The following is a 19,219-nucleotide window of genomic DNA, read 5'->3' as shown; positions in this document are numbered from 1 at the left end:
AACAGATGAGTATATGAATTTCTTCAAAACACCCTCATTACTCAAATTATTTTACCCCGACCTACTATGGGACCAGAAGAAAGAAAGTGGAAAAAAAATATTTCTGACCTTTGATGACGGGCCCGTTTCTGAAGTTACTCCTTTTGTATTGGATACTTTGAAAGACTATGATGCTGAAGCGACTTTCTTCTGTGTGGGTGAAAATGTTGACCGTTACCCACAGATATACCAAGAAATCCTGGATGCCGGTCACCGTACCGGAAACCATACCTATAACCATCTGAATGGATGGAGAACCGAAAACACTTACTATCTCCAAAACATAATGTACTGCCGGCAGAGCCAGGAACAGTTCACTAATGAATTGAAAAAACCTTTGTTCCGACCTCCTTATGGTAAGATCAAACGCTCCCAGATTAAGCTGTTAAAAAATGAGTATCAAATTGTGATGTGGGATATTCTGGCAGGAGACTATGACCCGGACTTTCCCGCAGAAAAATGCTTGCAAAAATGTGTCCACCATACTACTCACGGTACTATCATTATTTTTCACGATAGTCACAAAGCAGCAAAAAACCTGAAATATGTACTCCCCCACTACCTGGCACACTTTGCCGAAGCAGGTTATCAGTTTTCCGCATTGTGAATGACACCACCATTACATTAGCAATTATTATGGCTGCGGGTACGATTGTAGCCGATATACTCTTACTATTTTTCTGGCGGTTTAACTTTCGCAGCTACGGAACTTCAGAAAAAGATCAAACCTTCCAAACTCATTCCGAACTGCTCCCCATGCATCGGCCCAGCTTATCTGCGTATCCAAAAGTTGCAGTGCTGCTGGCTGTAAGGAATGAAGAAGCTTTACTAGCCTCCTGCTTGGAGAGTCTTTTAGCCTCCGACTATCCGGTAGACAAACTAGAAATCTGGATAGGCAATGATGCCTCTGAAGATGAAACCCTGACCATTGCGCAGGCCTATGAAAGTAAAGATTCACGTGTACACTGTATAGATATCAAAGAACAAGCAGGAGAGGCGAAGGCAAAAGCCAATGTACTCGCACAACTGGTCATGGCAGTAGAGCAACGAACCGAACCTCCCCAACTTCTGCTCGTCACTGATGCAGATATGCAAGTGCAATCTAATTGGATAAGGGGCATGGTACAAAGCTGGCAAGCCCAGCCTAAAAAGAAGGAAATTGGTGTAGTTACCGGCATCACGCTGGTAGACAGCAGTACTCCCTGGGGACAATTACAACGCATTGACTGGCTTTTTGCTTTGGGTATGGTAAAAGTAGCCAGCGACTGGGGTATGCCCATCGCCACCATGGGCAACAATATGATGATGTACCGACCGGCATATCGTGCTACCGGAGGTTATGAAAATTTGCCTTTTTCCATCACTGAAGACTTTCAGATATTACACCAGATCACTAGCAGAGATTATGGCTTCAGGAATGTAGTAGCATCGGAGATAGTAGCCTTTACACAGCCCATGACTTCATGGAGTGAACTATTACAACAACGTAAACGCTGGATGCATGGCGCTATCCGCCTACCTTTGCCCATTCTTAGTATCCTTTTTTTACAGGCGCTGTTTTTTCCGCTGATTATATTTTTACTCTTTTTTCACCCTTTTTTCGGTTTGGGGTTGTGGCTTTGTAAAGCAGTACTTCAAAGCTTTTTTATTCTGGCAGTAGAAGCAAAATTACGCCTGAGCAAAAAATACAGAAACAAGCTGATACGTTATCTTATGCTCTATGATCTGTATGCAGCAATACTGACCCTGCTTACTCTGGCAGTATATTTCTTACCCATCAAAACAAGATGGAAAGGTAGAAAGTATTGAAAAGTGTAGTATAATAAATAGACTATTTATTGACTTCTCTAAGATTCCTTTATTGGTTTGAACACATTGCGTAAGCTACAAAGATCATTGCCAGATTAATTTAACAAGCATTACTATGACTTTTATTGACACTCATGCCCATATTTATGACGAAAAATTTAAAGAGGACATCAATGATGTACTGGACAGATGTCGGGAGGAGGGCGTGGAGAAGATTTATATGCCCAACATTGACCACACTTCTGTAGATGGTATGCTGGAGTTAGAAAACCGTAATCCTCAACAATGTATTCCTATGATGGGGCTGCACCCTACCTCTGTGAAAAAAGATTTTGAAAAAGAGCTTTATCGGGTGGAAGAGTGGCTGAGCAAAAGATCTTTTGCAGCCGTAGGAGAAATCGGTCTGGATTATTATTGGGATACGAGTTTTGCTGAGCAACAGCAGGAGGCTTTTAAAATACAGATTGAATGGGCAAAGAAATATCAATTACCTATCGTAATCCACACGCGCGACTCATTTGAAGATAGTATCCGCCTGGTGGAAGCATTACATGATGAAAGGCTTAGAGGTATATTCCATTGCTTTACAGGGAGCATAGAAGATGCAAAACGCATCAAAGAAGTAGGTTTTCTGGTAGGGCTGGGCGGCGTTTCTACTTTCAAAAATGCCAAAATGGATGAGGTCATTCCTGATATAGACTTGGACCAGATTGTATTGGAAACTGACAGTCCTTATCTGGCCCCGGTACCCAAAAGAGGAAAGCGAAACGAACCATCTTACATTCCTCTGATCGCTAATAAAATAGCCGAGTACCGAAAAATGGAGTTAGAAACACTCGCAAATACTACAACTTCTAACGCACTTTCGTTATTTAATTCATTTTAATCGTATTTTTGCTTTCTTCTAGCATCCGATTATGGAAAGACAGAATTACAAAATAGTCAACATCAATACTGCCTCACCTGACAAGCCTATGTCTGCTGTACTTATCATCTATACAGGAGGCACGTTGGGTATGTCTTACGATGAGCGCGGTTCTCTCATGCCTTTCAATTTTTCCAGAATTGTAGAAAAAGTACCTTCCATTCAAGGGTTTAATATTCATATTACTGTCATTTCTTTTCCTGAACTGGTAGATTCGGCCAACATCCGCCCTGTGCACTGGGTAGACATGGCCTACATCATTTATGAAAACTACCGCCGCTATGATGGCTTTGTGGTGATACATGGGACTGATACTATGGCTTATAGCGCCTCTGCACTTAGTTACATGCTGGAAGGACTTAACAAACCGGTAATTTTTACCGGAGCTCAACTTCCTATCGGCTCCAAAAGGTCAGATGCACATGAGAATTTTATCACTGCTCTAGAAATTGCCAGCGAATACCGGGATGGAAAACCGGTGGTACCGGAAGTCTGTATCTACTTTGGCAACCTTCTGTTGAGGGGCAACCGCAGTAGTAAGCGGCAAAGCATTCATTTTGACGCATTTGAATCAGAGAACTACCCTATTTTGGGAGAAGCAGGCGTAGTAATTGACTATAATAAGTCTGCTATAAAACCTTATAAAGCTGATCAAAAACTGGTCTATCACAGCAAACTTGATTCTAACGTAGCTATTCTTAAACTTTTTCCAGGCATCAGCAGGCGGGTGGTAGAAAGTATTTTACAAATTCCTGATATCAAAGGAGTGGTACTGGAGACTTTTGGCTCAGGAAATGCACCTACTGATACTTTTATGCTGGACAGTCTTTCCGACGCCATTGATCGGGGAGTGATTATTCTCAATATCTCACAATGTAGTGGGGGAAGGGTAATACAGGGAAGATACCAGACCAGCAGAAGTCTGGACGATATTGGGGTCATCAGTGGTAAAGATATGACCACAGAAGCAGCAGTAACTAAAATGATGTTCCTCCTGGGTAAGGAACAAAACCCACAGGAGGTCAGGCGTTTACTTCCTCAACCTATTTGTGGAGAAACTTATTAAAATACAATTGATTTACAATCAATTTACTCTCCTGCACAAAAAAAAACTTGCAACAAATGACAAAATTTTTAGTAAGTTTAACGCTTGATTCTATATTTATTGATAATTGTTTAAGTTAATGAGCATAATTTTACAGTTTGTTGACAAAGAATCTCAAGCGAAATTAACTGTATATTATATAAACTTAATTTTCCATACGATTTAATCTTAAAACTTGCATATAGCATATATTATTGATTTATTTGTAGGTAACACTATTTATAAGAAAAGTACAGTTCTAGGTTAATTTATAGCTTTTTGGAGAGGTGACCGAGCGGTCGAAGGTGCTCGCCTGGAAAGTGAGTGTGCCCCCACCGGGGTACCGCGGGTTCGAATCCCGCCCTCTCCGCCATAGATATGTTATTAATTTTTGATCTATAAATCTTTAACTAACTTTAATTAATCACTACAACAGACTACTAAACACGTTATGAAAAAGTTATTCACTTTATTATTAGTAACTGGCATCCTGACCTTCAGTGATTCTCAACTACTTTTAGCTCAGGATCAGATGGACGCTGACACTACCGAAATGGCAGAAGATACTACCGCTGCTGCTATGGAAGAACCGATGGAAGAAGAGCCTGCCCCTGCTGCTACCTCTGCAATGGATGAGGACTTAGTAGAAGATATGGATGAGCAAAGTTTCCATCAGGCTGTAAAGGAAAAGTTTATTGAAGGTGACTGGAAATTTATGTCTCCTGTATTAATCTGTCTGATCCTCGGTTTGGCTATCTCTATTGAGAGAATCATCACCCTGAACATGGCTACTACCAATACCAAAAAGCTTTTGGCTAAAGTAGAAGATGCCCTGAATACAGGTGGTGTTGAGGCTGCGAAAGATGTGACCAAAAACACTCGTGGTCCGGTAGCTTCTATCTTTACTCAAGGTTTGATGAGAATGTCTGAGGGTATTGATATGGTAGAAAAATCTATTATCTCTTATGGTTCGGTAGAAATGGGCCGTTTGGAAAAAGGACTGGTTTGGATATCTCTTTTCATCGCTATCGCTCCTATGCTCGGTTTCATGGGTACAGTAATTGGTATGATTGGTGCATTTGATGCAATTGAAGCTGCTGGAGATATATCTCCTTCTCTTGTGGCTGGTGGTATTAAAGTAGCACTTTTAACAACAGTTGCTGGTTTGATCGTAGCGATTATCCTGCAATTGTTTTACAACTACTGCGTTTCTAAAATAGATAGCTTGGTTAACTCTATGGAGGATGCTTCTATTGCCCTGGTAGACTTGCTTGTTAAGCATAAGCTTTCTGCAGGTAGCACTAGTGCAAGAATTGAGAAGTAATATTATCCACAATTCTAAATCAAGCAAAAATTTATATGGACGAGTTTATTTCAACCTACGGACTATACGCCGCTTACATTTTGGCTGGATTGGCACTTGTTTTAGCCATTGTCCTTCCTTTGATAAGTGCTTTGTCTAACCCTAAAGCACTCTTAGGTACAGTAGTCGGCTTAATAGGCATTGCGATCGTTTTCTTCATTGGATACTCTATTTCTGGTGATGAAATTACTACGGTTTATACCAAATTTGGTATCACGGAATCATCCTCGAAGTTTATTGGTGGAGCTCTTATCACTATGTATCTGTTGATTGGAGTGGCATTGGTAAGCATCGTGTTTACAGAGGTTAATAAAATTTTCAAGTAATTATGGCTAGAAAGAAAAGAGGTGCAGGAGAAGTAAATGCGGGCTCTATGGCCGATATAGCTTTTCTTCTGCTAATATTCTTCCTGGTAACCACTACTATTGCATCTGATAAGGGGTTGGCACTTCGCCTTCCCCCTAAGCAAGACCCTAATGATCCTCCACCAGAAGTAAAATTCAATGAGAGGAATTTGTTTAAAGTCTTGCTTAACTCTCAGGATTTAATGCTGGTAGAAGGTGAACCTATGGACGATGTAGGAATGCTTAAGGAAAAAGTAAAGGAGTTTGTTCTTAATTACGGTAACAACCCTGATCTTTCTGAAAGTCCTTTAGATGCCGTGGTCTCATTCAAAACTGACCGTGGTACTGGTTACGAGAAGTTCATTGAAGTATATGATGAACTGAAAGGTGCTTACTATGAGATCTATGCTTCTGAACTAGGAATTAGTGCAGAGTTGGTGCGTAACATCAATGATGCGGAGCCTAGTGTACAGGATCGTTATGATGAGCTAAGGAAAGAGATTCCTATGCAGATATCAATTGCAGAACCTAGTAAAGCAGGAGGAGGTAACTAATATGTCAAAGTTTAAGAAAAAATCATCCGCTAGTCAGGATATCCCTACTTCAGCTTTGCCGGATATCATCTTCATGCTGCTGTTCTTTTTTATGGTAACTACAGTATTGAGAGAGACTGACTTATTGGTACTACAGCGTATTCCTCAGGCTGAGCAACTTAGTAAAATTGAGAAAAAATCTCTCGTAAGTTATATTTACATTGGTAAGCCTAAGGAAGTTGAGCGTTACGGCTCTGAACCTAAAATACAGGTAAATGATGTATTGATTGAACCTGAGGGTATTGTTCAGTTTGTTAACCAAGAAAAAGACAAACTAACAGAGGCAGAAAGAGATCAGATTACCATGGCTATGAAAGTAGACAGAGAAGCCAAAATGGGAATTGTTTCTGATGTGCAGCAGGAGCTTAGAAATGCAAATGCTCTTAAGGTACTTTATACTACCACTCCTGAAGCCAACGTTCAATTGTAAATAATATATTACGCTACACAACTTGATAAGCCATTCGGTTCTCCGGATGGCTTTTTTTTGTCAAAAAATTGGCATATCGGAGAGAGACTATTTCATGATCAATAAATGAAAGACTCTTATTATCAATACCTTAATCAATTCATACCTGGAAATAGCCAATTTATCATAATTATCACTGTAAGCAGATAAACGATACAAACTGGCAACCCTATTTTCATAAAATCTTTGAAGGTATATCCTCCCGGTCCATAGACAATTAAATTGGTCTGGTAACCGATAGGAGTAAGGAAAGCAGCAGAAGCTGCATAGGCGATTCCCAGATAAAAGGGCATGCCATCTATTCCTAAACTATTACTGATAGAATATGCCAGTGGAAAAGTAATGGATATAGCCCCCACATTAGTAATAAAAGAAGTAAGAATAGTGGTAATAACTAACAGACTAGCCAAAATTCCCAGAGTACCAAAGCCTTGGGTCAAGTTAAGAATTCCTGTAGCCAAAAGATCTCCACTTCCTGTTTTGATCATAGCTTGACCAATGGCCAGAGAAAAAACAAGTATTGAAATCATATTCACGTCGATTTCATTCTTGATATCATTGATAGAAACCATTTTAAGAGCAATCATGATGGCAAAAATGATCAGCAAAGAGACAAAGAGTGTAAAGTAACCAAATACTACCATGGCAATGGCGGTAAGTGCTACAATCAAAAATGAAGTCACCTTTTTTCTATTAGGTCGCAGAAACTCTTTTAGTTGAGAAACTATAAATATATCACGGTATAAATCTACTCTGTCCTTAAAATTTCGACCTGCGTATAGCAGTAGTAAATCTCCCTGACTAAGCTGTATATCGCCAATTTTCCCACTCAAACGCTCACCATTTCTGTGAATAGCCACAATAGCAGCATCGTAACGTTTACGAAACTCCATCTCTTTGGGAGTACGTCCAACCAGACTAGAGTTTGTTCCAACAACAGCCTCTATGATATTCACTTTATCTTCATTACGGGTATCGGCAGGTTTTGGCAAACTTAAGCCTCGCCCGTTGCTCAGAAGCTCAACAATATTTTCAGTATCACCTGCAAAAATAAGCACATCATTTTTAGAAATTCTCTCAGTAGGCTCTACCGGTGACAAGGTTTCTTCACTACGAATAATTTCCACCAGATATACGCCTTTTAAGCTTCTCAAGCCTGCTTCTACAATAGTTTTTCCACTGAGAGAAGAATTTTCCTCAAGAATTGTCTCTACCAAATACTCACGTTTGTTTTTACTAAAGCTCTCTAAAATATCTTTATTATCGGGCAATAGCCTGTAGCCAACTATTCCAATGAGCAAAATACCAGTGAAACAAACAGCGCCCCCAATGTAAAGCAGATCTACAGCATTTAAGGAGGCAATGTTATAATCCAGCATAAACCCGTTCAGCACAAGTGTAGTAGAGGTACCAATGATAGTAAGCATTCCCCCCATGATAGTAGCATATGATAGCGGAATGAGTAGTTTGGAAGGTGACACATTATTCCGTTTTCCCCAGTTGAACACATAAGGTGTCATAAGAGCGACGATAGGTGTATTATTGATAAAAGAGGAAAATATCGCTACCTGTATCATCATTCTAAAAAGAAAAGAGCGATAGCTAAGCACCACATGTCTTTTACCTAGTTTGTAAATACTCTCGATAACTGCTTCTATCTGAAAATTTTTACGCAGTGCTGCACTGATCAGTATCAATAATACAATACTACCAATAGACTGGTTGGAAAAGCCAGAGAGCATCTCTTCAGGAGAAATTATGCTAAGAATTACAAACCCCAGTACAGTCACCAGGAATCCCAGTGAGGGTCTAACCCATTCCCTGTAAATGCAGATAAATAAGGTGAGAATACTTGCTAAAACAATGAACTGCTGCCAGGCAATTGGTAACATAAATCTATAGCTAAACTAGACTAATGGGAAAATTATTATACTGAGTTATTCAAAACGAAGATGCTTGACAGATTCACCGGAATTAATAAGTTCCAGAAGTGCATCTATACCGATCTGCACATGTTTTGCAGCAAAACGACTGGTAACCTCAGCATCGCTTTTCTCCGTTTTTACTCCTTCCGCAATCATAGGTAAATCTGACACCAGGAGCAATGCTCCGTGCGGAATTTTATTAATAAATCCTACAATAAATATAGTTGCCGTCTCCATATCAATCCCCAGAGCTCGTATCTTCTTCAGGTATTTTTTAAAATCTTTATCATGCTCCCATACCCTACGGTTGGTTGTATAAATAGTGCCCGTCCAGTAATCCAGTTCATGTTTCTTAATCATGGAGGAAACAGCTCTTTGGAGGCGGAAGGACGGAAGAGCAGGAACCTCAGGAGGCATATAATCGTCGCTTGTCCCTTCCCCCCTGATTGCAGCAATAGGCAAAATCAGATCGCCAACCTGCGTCTTTTTGAGTCCTCCGCATTTGCCCAGAAAAAGTGCAGCTTTAGGTTTAATGGCTGACAATAAATCCATGACTGTGGCTGCATTGGCACTCCCCATTCCAAAATTAATCATAGTAATGTTATTAGCAGTAGCCGTTTGCATGGGTCTTCCTATACCTCTGATTTCTACGTCAAATTGGGTAGCAAACATCTCTACATAATTGAAGAAATTGGTAAGCAGGATATACTCCCCAAATGCGTCTAACGCGGTTCCGGTATACCGAGGAAGCCAGTCCTGGACAATTGATTTTTTATCTTTCATATCACACTTTTATGAAAAAAAATATATCCATAGATTTAGCCTATGGTGAACTTAAATTTACCTTCCTACGACTACAAAGTACAAAAAGTAGAAGGAAAAGCTGTAATCTACGATATTGTCAGGAGAAAATATGTGGCATTGACTCCCGAAGAGTGGGTACGACAACATCTTATCCATTTTTTAATTAGTCATTTATCTTTTCCCAAGGCTTTAATAAAAGTTGAGAGTGGGTTAAAGTACAATAAACTAGCCAAAAGAACGGACGTAGTTGTTTTTAACCGAAAAGGTGAGCCATTACTTATACTAGAATGTAAATCTTTCAAAGTACCAATTGACCAAAAGGTATTTGAACAGTCTTCTATATACAATGGTACATTGAAGGCTTCTTATTTGCTGGTATCCAATGGCTTAGAACATTATTGCTGCAAGATAAATCATCAGAGAAAATCTTTTACTTTTCTGGATACCCTTCCTGATTTTGAGGAAATCTGTGTGACATAAAAAAGGCAGAAAATTGAAAAATCTCCTGCCTCATTTTTTTCAAAATAAGCTTATCCTTAAGCTGTCACCTTATCAATATATTTTTCTACTGCTACAAAAGGCATATCAAAAGCTTCTGCTACGCTTTGGTATACCACATCTCCTTTTACGACATTCAGGCCTTTCTTAAGAGGCTCAATGGTAGCACAGGCTTTTTCCCAACCCAGATTAGCCAGTTGAATAGCGTAGGGAAGGGTAGCGTTGTTAAGTGCAATGGTAGAAGTATAGGGTACTGCTCCCGGCATGTTGGCTACACAATAATGAACGACATCATCAATGATAAAAGTCGGATTCTCGTGCGTAGTAGGCGTACAAGTTTCTATACATCCTCCTTGATCCACAGCCACATCAACCAACACAGCACCGGGCTGCATATCTTTAAGCATATCTCTGGTGATCAGTTTAGGTGCTTTAGCACCGGGGATGAGCACCGCTCCAACGATCAAATCTACCTGGCCAAGCATCGCTCTGATGTTGTATTCATTAGACATCATGGTAGAAACATTGGCAGGCAGAATATCAGAAAGATAGCGAAGGCGTGTCAGGTTGGTATCCATAATGGTAACATCTGCCCCCAGGCCAGCAGCCATCTTAGCGGCTTGTGTACCTACGATACCACCACCCAGAATAAGCACTTTGGCAGGCCTTACACCGGGTACGCCCCCTAGCAAAATACCACGACCTTTAAGGGGTTTCTCCAGATACTTAGCTCCCTGCTGAATGGCCATACGACCAGCTACTTCAGACATAGGAACCAACAGAGGCAAGCTACGGTCTGGTAACTCTACAGTTTCGTAAGCCAGGCAAATGGCTCCGGTCTCAATCATAGCTCGGGTCAGCTCCTCACTTGAAGCAAAGTGAAAATAAGTAAATACCAATTGATCTTGTTTGATCAATTGGTATTCCGGCTTGATAGGCTCCTTAACTTTGATGATCATTTCAGCCTCTGCATAAACCGCCTCAATATCCGGTAGCATACTTGCGCCAGCTTCTTCATAAAGGTCATCCGTAAAGCCACTACCCTCACCGGCAGTACGCTGTACTTTGACGGTATGCCCTAACTTTGTCAGTTCTTTCACGCCTGCAGGGGTTAAGCCCACACGGTTCTCATTATTTTTTATCTCCTTAGGAACTCCAACAATCATTACATTATAAGTTTAAGTATCTCACAAATACATTATAAATGACATCTTAAAATAAGGCTGCAAATATACGCTTTGCTTCGGTGTAAAGTATCATTACACTTGTAAAATCCTACCACTAAAAACGAAAAAGCCCGCACAGGGCGGGCTGGGAGATAATCTTTTTAATATTTATTCTTCTTTAATAATTACACCATCAGCCACAAAAGATAAGCGCATTTCCGGTTCAGTAATGGCATTGATCTCTTCCTGAGATTTGCCTGCATCTTCAGCGTAGTGACGCAAAGTTTCTACCGATACCTCATCATAATAAGCCCGACCTTCTACGATGGCTGTTTTACCGCCTGAATTTTTAGGAACAAAGAAAGCATAGTCTTTAAATCGGACCATCACTTCCTCACCATTCTCAAGGTCCAGGGTCATCCAGCAGCCTTTCATCGGACAAACCTCATTAACCTTTGCAGAAAGCTTGACTTCCTTTTCTATCTTGCCATCCATTTCCTGAATAAACTCAGTGGGTTGAAGGGCATTTTCGGCAGAAAACGCTTTACCAAAACTTTCGGCATCCTGGGCAGATGCTGTCCCTGCTGCCAACAGCCATAAGGTCAATGCAATCAGGTATCTGTGCATACTCATGAAATTTTTAATATGTAATCTGCTAATTTATAATTTATCACCACCCCCAGGTACCTGCTCCTCCTTTAAAAGGCCCTACGATCTCTTTCGTGATCCAACCTCCGTAGAAATCTCCTTCCTGCGCCTGTACTTTTTCATCTGCTACATAGCAGGCATCCATCTTAGAGGGATAAAAAGCCACATAATCCTTTAACGCTGCAAAGTGCTCAGTTGGTTCAGGATAAAACCAGGCAGCATTCTCTATTTTTTTATCATTCACCTCAAGCGAGTAGTACTTTGCCATACCTTTAAATTCACAAAAGCTGCTATGAGAGTTAGGCTTAAGAAATTCCATTTTGATATCCTGTGGCGGAATATAAAATACCGGAGGATGGCTGGTTTCCAGTACTCTTTTAGCCCGATTAGAATCCGCTATTACTTCTCCATTAAATACTACTCGCACATGCTTGTTGGTATCTTCCAGTCTCGGAGGGCGTGGGTAGTCCCAGACAGATTCCTGTCCGGGTTTGGGCTGTATTTTTTTCATGGCAGTTGACTTTATGCATCAACTGCCATTATAATCAATATGTTTATCTACTAATTAGATCACCTCACGATGACCGAGTCACGATGACCGGGTCACGATGACCGCTTCACCATGATTTCCAGCTCTCTTAACTGATCTTCGGAGATGGTAGAAGGCGTATCTATCATCACATCACGACCGGCATTATTTTTAGGGAAAGCGATATAATCACGAATAGAATCAGCTCCGTCAAAGAGGGCACACATACGGTCAAAGCCAAAGGCGATACCACCGTGAGGAGGCGCACCGTATTCAAAAGCGTCCATCAGAAAGCCAAACTGCTTCTGTGCTTCTTCCTGACTAAAGCCTAGTTTCCTAAACATAGTATTTTGTAGTTCCCGGTCGTGAATCCTGATAGAGCCACCACCAATTTCTACACCATTGATCACCAGGTCATAAGCGTTAGCCCTGACTGCCCCTGGATCACTATCTAGTTTTTCAATATCCTCAGGTTTGGGCGAAGTAAAAGGGTGGTGCATGGCATGGAAGCGCTCCAGTTCTTCATCCCACTCCAGCAATGGGAAGTCTACTACCCAAAGTGGCTTAAAAGTATTTTTATCTCTTAACCCAAGCTCACTACCCATATGCAGGCGCAATTCGTTGAGCGCTTTGCGGGTTTTATTGGCTTCGCCGGCAAGAATCAGCAATAAGTCACCGGGTTTACCTCCCATTTTTTCCATCCAGCCTTTGAGGTCATCGGCAGAGAAAAATTTATCTACTGAAGACTTAAAAGTACCATCCGCATTACACTTCACATACACTAGCCCTTTGGCACCAATTTGCGGACGAGTAACAAATTCAGTCAGCGCATCCAATTGTTTGCGGCTGTATTCGGCACAAGCTTCCGCACAGATACCCACTACCAGTTCGGCACTGTCAAACACTTTAAAACCTTTGTTCTGAGCTATTGCATTGAGTTCGGTAAACTTCATCTCAAAACGGGTATCCGGTTTGTCGGAGCCGTAGAGTTTCATGGCATCGGCATAGCTCATGCGCGGAAAATCGGTAATTTCCAGTCCCTTCACTTCTTTGAAAAGATATTTAGTCAGCCCTTCAAAGGTATTGAGAATGTCTTCCTGGGTAACAAAAGCCATTTCGCAATCAATTTGTGTAAACTCCGGCTGACGGTCGGCACGCAAATCTTCGTCGCGAAAACATTTCACAATCTGGAAGTAGCGATCAAAGCCGGAAACCATGAGCAACTGCTTGAAAGTCTGCGGAGACTGGGGCAGGGCATAAAACTCACCCGGATGCATACGGGAAGGCACCACAAAGTCGCGAGCCCCTTCCGGTGTAGACTTGATGAGCACCGGGGTTTCTACTTCTATAAAATGCTGCCCATCCAGATAGCGACGGGTATGCTGCATCATCTTATGACGCAATTGCAGTTTGCTACGCACTACACCACGACGTAAATCCAGATAACGGTACTTCATCCGCAGATCTTCTCCTCCGTCTGTATCGTCTTCAATAGTGAAGGGAGGCACTTTAGAGGAGTTAAGTATAGTCAGCGCATTTACTTCCAATTCCACATCGCCAGTAGCCATCTTAGGATTTTTGGATACTCTTTCTATCACCTTTCCTTTTGCCTGAAGGACAAATTCACGGCCCACCTCTCTGGCTTTAGCGATTAAAGTTTCGGCAGTCTCTCCTTCCTTAAAAATAAGCTGGGTAAGGCCGTAACGGTCACGCAGGTCAATCCAGATCACGCCTCCTTTATCTCTCACACGCTGGGTCCAGCCGGTAAGTGTCACTTCATTATTTACATCTTCAATCCGAAGTTCTCCGCAGGTATGCGTACGTAGCATATGTTAATATTTTATTTCCGGTAAAAAATTTGGGAGGCAATTTAGCCTATTTTTCATTGAGGGGAAAGTGGAGAATGTAGCTTCTACAATTTATCTTTTCTGTGAAAAACCATACGAGAAGTATTAGACCAAGCGGGGATGTTGGCAATACTATCAGTTCGAGTATAATTTTGCAAGTCGTATATCCCCCGTTCTACTCTAATTACATTTAGAATGAGTACGTCTGCTTCTTGATAATTATCTTGTTCTAAAGAAGGCAGACCAGATTTAGTAATCATATATTTATAATAAAGCATAGGGTAGGTTTGGAGAGAATCTCCATCCATAAATATTGTTTTGTGCTCTTTGACAACCTCATTAATGTTTTTATTGGTCTTAATGTAATACTCACATGGAAGCAAATGAGGCTCATATAAATTATACTGATATTGAAAGTAAGAACTATAAACAATCATAGCTGTCAGTATTGTCATTATACTCCAAATGAATCTTCTTGATTTGACCAAGCGCATTAGCCAGTATGCAATGGCTATGGCAAAAGAAGAGTAGATAAAAAAACTATTGTAGGAAGTACTTCTTTCCAGCACAAAACTTCTTCTGACGAGTGCATAAAAAAATAGTGCAGAAAGGATACTACCAGACAAATACCACCACAATTTGGTCTTAATATTTACCTTAAAAATGGCTAAGCCAATTAGTATTCCAAAAACCACAAAAAATATCCATCCTTTTGTTGAAGTTCCTACCAAGAAGCTTATTGTTTCTGCTGTAGCAATTGGAAAGTTATAAGTGTAAAAGTGAGGGACATGTAATGAAGCAACGGTTTCATTGGCAGCTACTGCTTTTATGCCATTGAATAAGAATATTGGTAAATAAGAAAGAAGCACACCCAGACCTACGCAAATTCCACTCATTATTATGCTGTTAAAAAGATTTTGTTTCCTTAACATTAGTGAATAAACAACACCAAAAATCATAAGCCCTAAAAATGGCACAAAGAATACCGGAATTGTAAATGCTGCAAGCACACTGGCTGGTATAAAAATATAGAAAGCTTCTTTTCTATTATTAAGTAAGGCAAGTAACAATGAAAATGCTGCTACCAATAAAAGTAAAGAGAGCAACATATATCCTCTGCCTTCAACTGCATATACACTAGAAGGTAAATAAAAAACGCAGATTATTAGGCTCAGAAAGGCGGCATAAACGTTTTTTGTGAGGCGCAAAATCCCTATAAATAATAACACAATCAATGCATGAAAAAATATCATGGAAGGGAGGCGTCCTGCTAAAATAGCATCATCTGTGAATAGGCTTGCAAGAAGGTAAACATGATTAAAAAAGACATGATTATTGGGATAAGGATAAAATACATTGATGAACAAAAAACCTTGATCTACAAATTGAAAATAAGTACCTAATTCATCAAAATGGGGAGGCAAGTAAAAGTACAAGTAGATACGCAAACCTACCGAAAAAAATAAGATAGATACTAATAAGGCTCTCTCATACTGCTGCAAGTTGCGATAGGCTTGCCTACTTTTCTTTATTTGTTCTATAATTAAAAGAAAGCACTTATGTAGTTCTATGAATACAGTCTTTTTACAGTAAAAAAATGCAACTGTTAAACTCAATACAATTCCCCACAGAATTATAGAGAGCAGACGAGCTAGCTGATAATTCTCATATCTGAACGGGATATCATATTTAATAGAATCACCTTGTAAAAAAGAACCTTTACTTACTTTCCAGTTTACAATCTCTTGAAAAGAGTATATCCAACTCAAGCTAACAATACTACTATAGGTAATTAACCAGATAAATACTCCTCCTAGCATGCAGTAAGCAAAAAGTTTTTCAGCAAAATTATGGGAGGGAAGAATGTTTTTTTTCAGGAAGTTAGTTTTCACCTTAATACTATTTTCAAAATTTCATAGAGGACAAATATTACTTACTTTCTTTCGTAAAATAGTAATGTGTTCAAAAAGGAAGCCAGTGAAGGAGAATAACCAGTTTGCCGAAAAGCAGATAATTCTTTTTTTGTAAACTTGCCAATTAAGCTTTCTTCAATAATAAGCATGTTCGCTTTATCTAAAGTATCTACAAACTGCATGTCTTTAGTTTCTTCTAGATATCTTCCATACAAATTAACGTAGCTATCTGACACAGCTAAGTATACCTTGTCTTCATTTTGGATGGCTTTACTAATGTGCTGCTCCAATACATTATAATATTTACTAGGCAAGAGATGTACTTCAAAAACATTAGCTTGATATTGTATATATGAAAGAAATGGAAGGCATATCAGTATGCATCCTACTATAACATTTCTAACAAGTTTTGACTTGATCGTGCTATTTGTAGCATATACCAAAATTGTTACTACAGCAGGATAAAGGAAATAAGTAGCATAAGTGACTGTTCGCTGAAACATAAATCTCCTGCCCACAAGTGCATAGAGAAATATCATTCCCAACATAAGCATAGAGAGCTGTATCCATCTTTGATATCTTTCTTCCCCCTTCCAATAAATTACTAAGGCCAAGGCTCCAAACAGTAAGAAAAAGACCCAGCCTTTAGTATCTATTCCGGCAAAAAAACTTAAGATTTCAGCTGAAGCTATAGGATATATATATGTAAAAAAATTTGAATCCTGAACTGGCACTACGGTCTTATTTGCTGCTACAGCACTTATACCGCTAAATAGAAATACAGGTAAATATGAGATAAATACACCAACTCCCACACAACATGTACTCACCATTATCCATTTGAAAAGAAGGCGGTTTCTATCAGTAATACTTCTCCACAACCCAAAAGACACAAGAGAAAGGAAAGGGATAAAAAAGACAGGGACAGTCCATGCTCCTATAACACAGGCAGGCACAAATAAAAATGTTGTTTCTTTCCGATTCTTTTCAATCATCAGCAGTAGAGAAAAGGCTGCCAATACCACCATCAAACTTAATACAGCATACCCTCGACCTTCTGCGGCATATACACTGGAAGGAAATAAGAAAACGCACATTGCTGTTGAAAGAAAAGCAATGCTATAATTTTTAAAATACCGAAGAAGGCCAAAAAATAACATCAACAACATTAAGTGAAAAGCAATGGCGGAAGGAATGCGTGCAGCCAGAATTGGATCATTGATAAACTTGCTGAATAAAATAAATATGTAATTAAAAAAAACATGGTTATTAGGAACAGGATAGTAAAGTGAAGTAAGTAAAAAACCTTCATTCACGAATGAATAATAAGTCATCAATTCATCCACATGAACCGGCAGATAAGAGAAATGATAAATGCGAAGCCCGATGGAGGTGATTAAGAGAAATATAAATGCTAATTTCTCTGACGTCTTTAACCTCAGAAACGCTCGTTTACAATCTAAGCGTTGTTCAATAGCAAAATCGTAAAATTGTTGCAAACAAAGCAATAGCTTCTTCCTTCTAAGGAAAATAAAGCAAGTAACACCTATAATTATACTCCACAACAAAATAGAAATGCTACGTGCTAGCAAGTAATTGTTATAAAGTAATGGTATATCGTGTTGTATTAATACATCCCGAAAATAGGGCGTTTTCTCAGCTTTCCAATTTACAATCTCTTCAAAAGAACAAAACCAACTCAAGCTAATAATACTACATATACTGAACACCCATGCAAAAAAGATAATACACACCACACATACGAAAAGGGGTAATCCTTTTTCCTTTTGGTTAGAGCTTGAATTACTTTTCAAATTAAGCATGTTGATCAACTAGCTTTTGCCAAAATCCTCTTCCTGATACTCCTGATCAGAATTAAGTTCCCATAAGCTTACATTTTGCTTACCCAATAAATTTTGTGCAGCCAATATTCCCATCAATATGGAGTGATCCTGATTATTGTATTTGAAAGCACCATACCTTCCTATTAAACTCAAACTTTCAAATTGATTCAAGTATGTTTTGATACGCTGTAAATGCTCCTTATAGCCTACTTCGTATACCGGGTAACATTTAGGAATTCTTAGAACTTCTGCCCCTAAAACATAAGTATCAGGCGGGAGTAACTTGGTTTGAAAAAGCTCTTTTTTAGCCAAGTTAATTAGGTTTTCTTCTTTTTCTTTCCACAACTCCTCTTCGGTAAATGTCCAAAACTCCATACATAGAATAGTAGTTTTTTTCTCACCATAGAGATAAGGGCTCCAGTTTCTGAAATTGGTAACTCTGCCATGTTTTACTTCAGGAGAGTGAACATATATCCAGTTATCTTCAAATAACTGATCACTATTTACTTCCAGATACACAAGAATAGTATTTCTGAAGAAGAGCTGATTAGCTGCATGCTTCACATTTTCAGGTAAACTCTCAATACTTTTAATGAGGGTAGTTAAAGGCATGGTAGATATTACATGTTCCGCACCAACTTCATTGCCATTTTTTAGCCTTACTCCTTTTATTGTATTTTCTTCAACCAGAAGAGAGTGTATGGGAGTATTCAGATGGATACGACCACCTCTTTTCAAAATCTCCTGTTTTGCCTTTTCATACAGCATACCACTTCCCAACTTAGGGTAATCAAACTGCTCAATCAAAGAGTGGTGTTTTTCATTTTTGTTTAAAGAAAGTACTTGTTTTGCTGCCTCCCAAAGTGATAATGACTTGATTCGTTGCGCTGCCCAATCAGCGTCTATACGGGAGCAGGGAATCCCCCATAATTTTTCAGAATAATTTTTGAAAAAGATGTTATAAAGTTCTTTCCCAAATTTGTTGGTCACCCAGGCTTCCAACGTATTGGGATTTTTTTGAGGAAATAGCTTTTGATAAGCATAAGCCCCAAGTATTTTGATTATCTCTGCTATACTGAGATGCTTAATGACATTGCTTAACTTCAATGGATAATCAAAAAACCTATCCCGATAATAGATACGGGTAAGCCTTCTTACTTTCACATAATCTTCTCCGATGATTTCTTCGAAATAGCCTTTTACCAAAGGATGCTTGGTAAAAAAACGATGAGGACCGCAGTCTACAATCTGCCCCAGTACTTCTATACTTCTGGCCATACCTCCTACATAAGCTGAAGCCTCATATATTTCTACCTGCACTCCATGCTTACTGAGTTCATAGCCAGCAGCCAAACCTGCAGGACCCGCACCTATAATGATTATCTTTTCGATAAAATGATATTTAGATTATGCTCAAAA

Annotated in this window: 18 protein-coding genes and 1 tRNA gene; 10 read left to right on the top strand and 9 right to left on the bottom strand. The window is 39.5% G+C overall.

Annotated features, from left to right (window positions below):
- Positions 1–13 precede the first annotated feature (13 nt).
- The 9 genes from WJR50_RS24680 to WJR50_RS24640 all read left to right on the top strand — a co-directional run bounded on the left by WJR50_RS24680 (position 14) and on the right by WJR50_RS24640 (position 6,587).
- A complete protein-coding gene (locus tag WJR50_RS24680; protein WP_341295974.1) occupies positions 14–646 on the top strand; it encodes a polysaccharide deacetylase family protein in 633 nt (210 codons plus the stop codon).
- Positions 643–1,848 (top strand): glycosyltransferase, encoded by a 1,206-nt coding sequence (locus tag WJR50_RS24675; protein WP_341295973.1) that lies wholly within the window; start codon positions 643–645, stop codon positions 1,846–1,848. The genes WJR50_RS24680 and WJR50_RS24675 overlap by 4 nt, the downstream gene beginning before the upstream one ends.
- Before the next feature lie 115 nt (positions 1,849–1,963).
- Positions 1,964–2,734, top strand: coding sequence for a TatD family hydrolase (locus tag WJR50_RS24670; RefSeq protein WP_341295972.1), 771 nt, complete (start codon positions 1,964–1,966; stop codon positions 2,732–2,734).
- A 31-nt stretch (positions 2,735–2,765) separates the two neighbouring features.
- Positions 2,766–3,839 carry an asparaginase gene (locus WJR50_RS24665; RefSeq protein ID WP_341295971.1) on the top strand — a complete coding sequence of 358 codons (1,074 nt, stop codon included), beginning with the start codon at positions 2,766–2,768 and terminating at the stop codon, positions 3,837–3,839.
- A 299-nt stretch (positions 3,840–4,138) separates the two neighbouring features.
- Positions 4,139–4,230: transfer RNA gene (locus tag WJR50_RS24660), tRNA-Ser, on the top strand.
- A 78-nt stretch (positions 4,231–4,308) separates the two neighbouring features.
- The gene (locus tag WJR50_RS24655; RefSeq protein WP_341295970.1) at positions 4,309–5,181 is read left to right on the top strand and encodes a MotA/TolQ/ExbB proton channel family protein; all 873 of its coding nucleotides are present in this window, start codon (positions 4,309–4,311) and stop codon (positions 5,179–5,181) included.
- A gap of 35 nt (positions 5,182–5,216) precedes the next feature.
- Positions 5,217–5,546: a hypothetical protein gene (locus WJR50_RS24650; RefSeq protein WP_341295969.1), complete on the top strand. Its 330-nt coding sequence runs from the start codon at positions 5,217–5,219 to the stop codon at positions 5,544–5,546.
- Positions 5,547–5,548: 2 nt separating this feature from the next.
- Positions 5,549–6,118 carry an ExbD/TolR family protein gene (locus tag WJR50_RS24645; protein ID WP_341295968.1) on the top strand — a complete coding sequence of 190 codons (570 nt, stop codon included), beginning with the start codon at positions 5,549–5,551 and terminating at the stop codon, positions 6,116–6,118.
- A gap of 1 nt (position 6,119) precedes the next feature.
- Complete coding sequence (locus tag WJR50_RS24640) at positions 6,120–6,587, top strand: ExbD/TolR family protein (protein ID WP_341295967.1); 468 nt, start codon at positions 6,120–6,122, stop codon at positions 6,585–6,587.
- Positions 6,588–6,721: 134 nt separating this feature from the next.
- Here the strand turns inward: WJR50_RS24640 and WJR50_RS24635 are convergent, their stop codons facing one another.
- Together WJR50_RS24635 and WJR50_RS24630 are read right to left on the bottom strand one after the other, a co-directional pair.
- On the bottom strand, positions 6,722–8,518 hold the full coding sequence (locus WJR50_RS24635) for an SLC13 family permease (RefSeq protein WP_341295966.1): 1,797 nt from the start codon (positions 8,516–8,518) through the stop codon (positions 6,722–6,724).
- A gap of 45 nt (positions 8,519–8,563) precedes the next feature.
- Complete coding sequence (locus WJR50_RS24630) at positions 8,564–9,334, bottom strand: AMP nucleosidase (RefSeq protein ID WP_341295965.1); 771 nt, start codon at positions 9,332–9,334, stop codon at positions 8,564–8,566.
- Between the two features lie 42 nt (positions 9,335–9,376).
- On the opposite strand from WJR50_RS24630, the gene WJR50_RS24625 reads away from it, so the two are divergent.
- Positions 9,377–9,835, top strand: coding sequence for a type I restriction enzyme HsdR N-terminal domain-containing protein (locus tag WJR50_RS24625; protein ID WP_341295964.1), 459 nt, complete (start codon positions 9,377–9,379; stop codon positions 9,833–9,835).
- Positions 9,836–9,891: 56 nt separating this feature from the next.
- Here the strand turns inward: WJR50_RS24625 and ald are convergent, their stop codons facing one another.
- From ald to WJR50_RS24590, 7 genes are all read right to left on the bottom strand, one after another.
- The gene (ald, locus tag WJR50_RS24620; protein ID WP_341295963.1) at positions 9,892–11,019 is read right to left on the bottom strand and encodes an alanine dehydrogenase; all 1,128 of its coding nucleotides are present in this window, start codon (positions 11,017–11,019) and stop codon (positions 9,892–9,894) included.
- A 168-nt stretch (positions 11,020–11,187) separates the two neighbouring features.
- Positions 11,188–11,646, bottom strand: a complete 459-nt coding sequence (locus WJR50_RS24615) for a DUF4920 domain-containing protein (protein ID WP_341295962.1) — start codon at positions 11,644–11,646, stop codon at positions 11,188–11,190.
- 43 nt (positions 11,647–11,689) lie between these two features.
- Positions 11,690–12,178, bottom strand: a complete 489-nt coding sequence (locus WJR50_RS24610) for a DUF427 domain-containing protein (protein WP_341295961.1) — start codon at positions 12,176–12,178, stop codon at positions 11,690–11,692.
- Between the two features lie 92 nt (positions 12,179–12,270).
- Positions 12,271–14,025 (bottom strand): aspartate--tRNA ligase, encoded by a 1,755-nt coding sequence (gene aspS, locus WJR50_RS24605; RefSeq protein WP_341295960.1) that lies wholly within the window; start codon positions 14,023–14,025, stop codon positions 12,271–12,273.
- A gap of 83 nt (positions 14,026–14,108) precedes the next feature.
- Positions 14,109–15,935, bottom strand: a complete 1,827-nt coding sequence (locus tag WJR50_RS24600; RefSeq protein ID WP_341295959.1) for a glycosyltransferase family protein — start codon at positions 15,933–15,935, stop codon at positions 14,109–14,111.
- Positions 15,936–15,976: 41 nt separating this feature from the next.
- Positions 15,977–17,779: a glycosyltransferase family protein gene (locus tag WJR50_RS24595; RefSeq protein WP_341295958.1), complete on the bottom strand. Its 1,803-nt coding sequence runs from the start codon at positions 17,777–17,779 to the stop codon at positions 15,977–15,979.
- A 9-nt stretch (positions 17,780–17,788) separates the two neighbouring features.
- Positions 17,789–19,177, bottom strand: coding sequence for an FAD-dependent oxidoreductase (locus WJR50_RS24590; RefSeq protein ID WP_341295993.1), 1,389 nt, complete (start codon positions 19,175–19,177; stop codon positions 17,789–17,791).
- Positions 19,178–19,219: the final 42 nt, after the last annotated feature.

Source organism: Catalinimonas locisalis, from assembly GCF_038039535.1.
In the GTDB taxonomy this organism is placed as follows: Bacteria; Bacteroidota; Bacteroidia; order Cytophagales; family Cyclobacteriaceae; genus Catalinimonas.
Note: the sequence above shows the minus strand (reverse complement) of the source record. Positions and strands in the feature narration are given on the sequence as shown.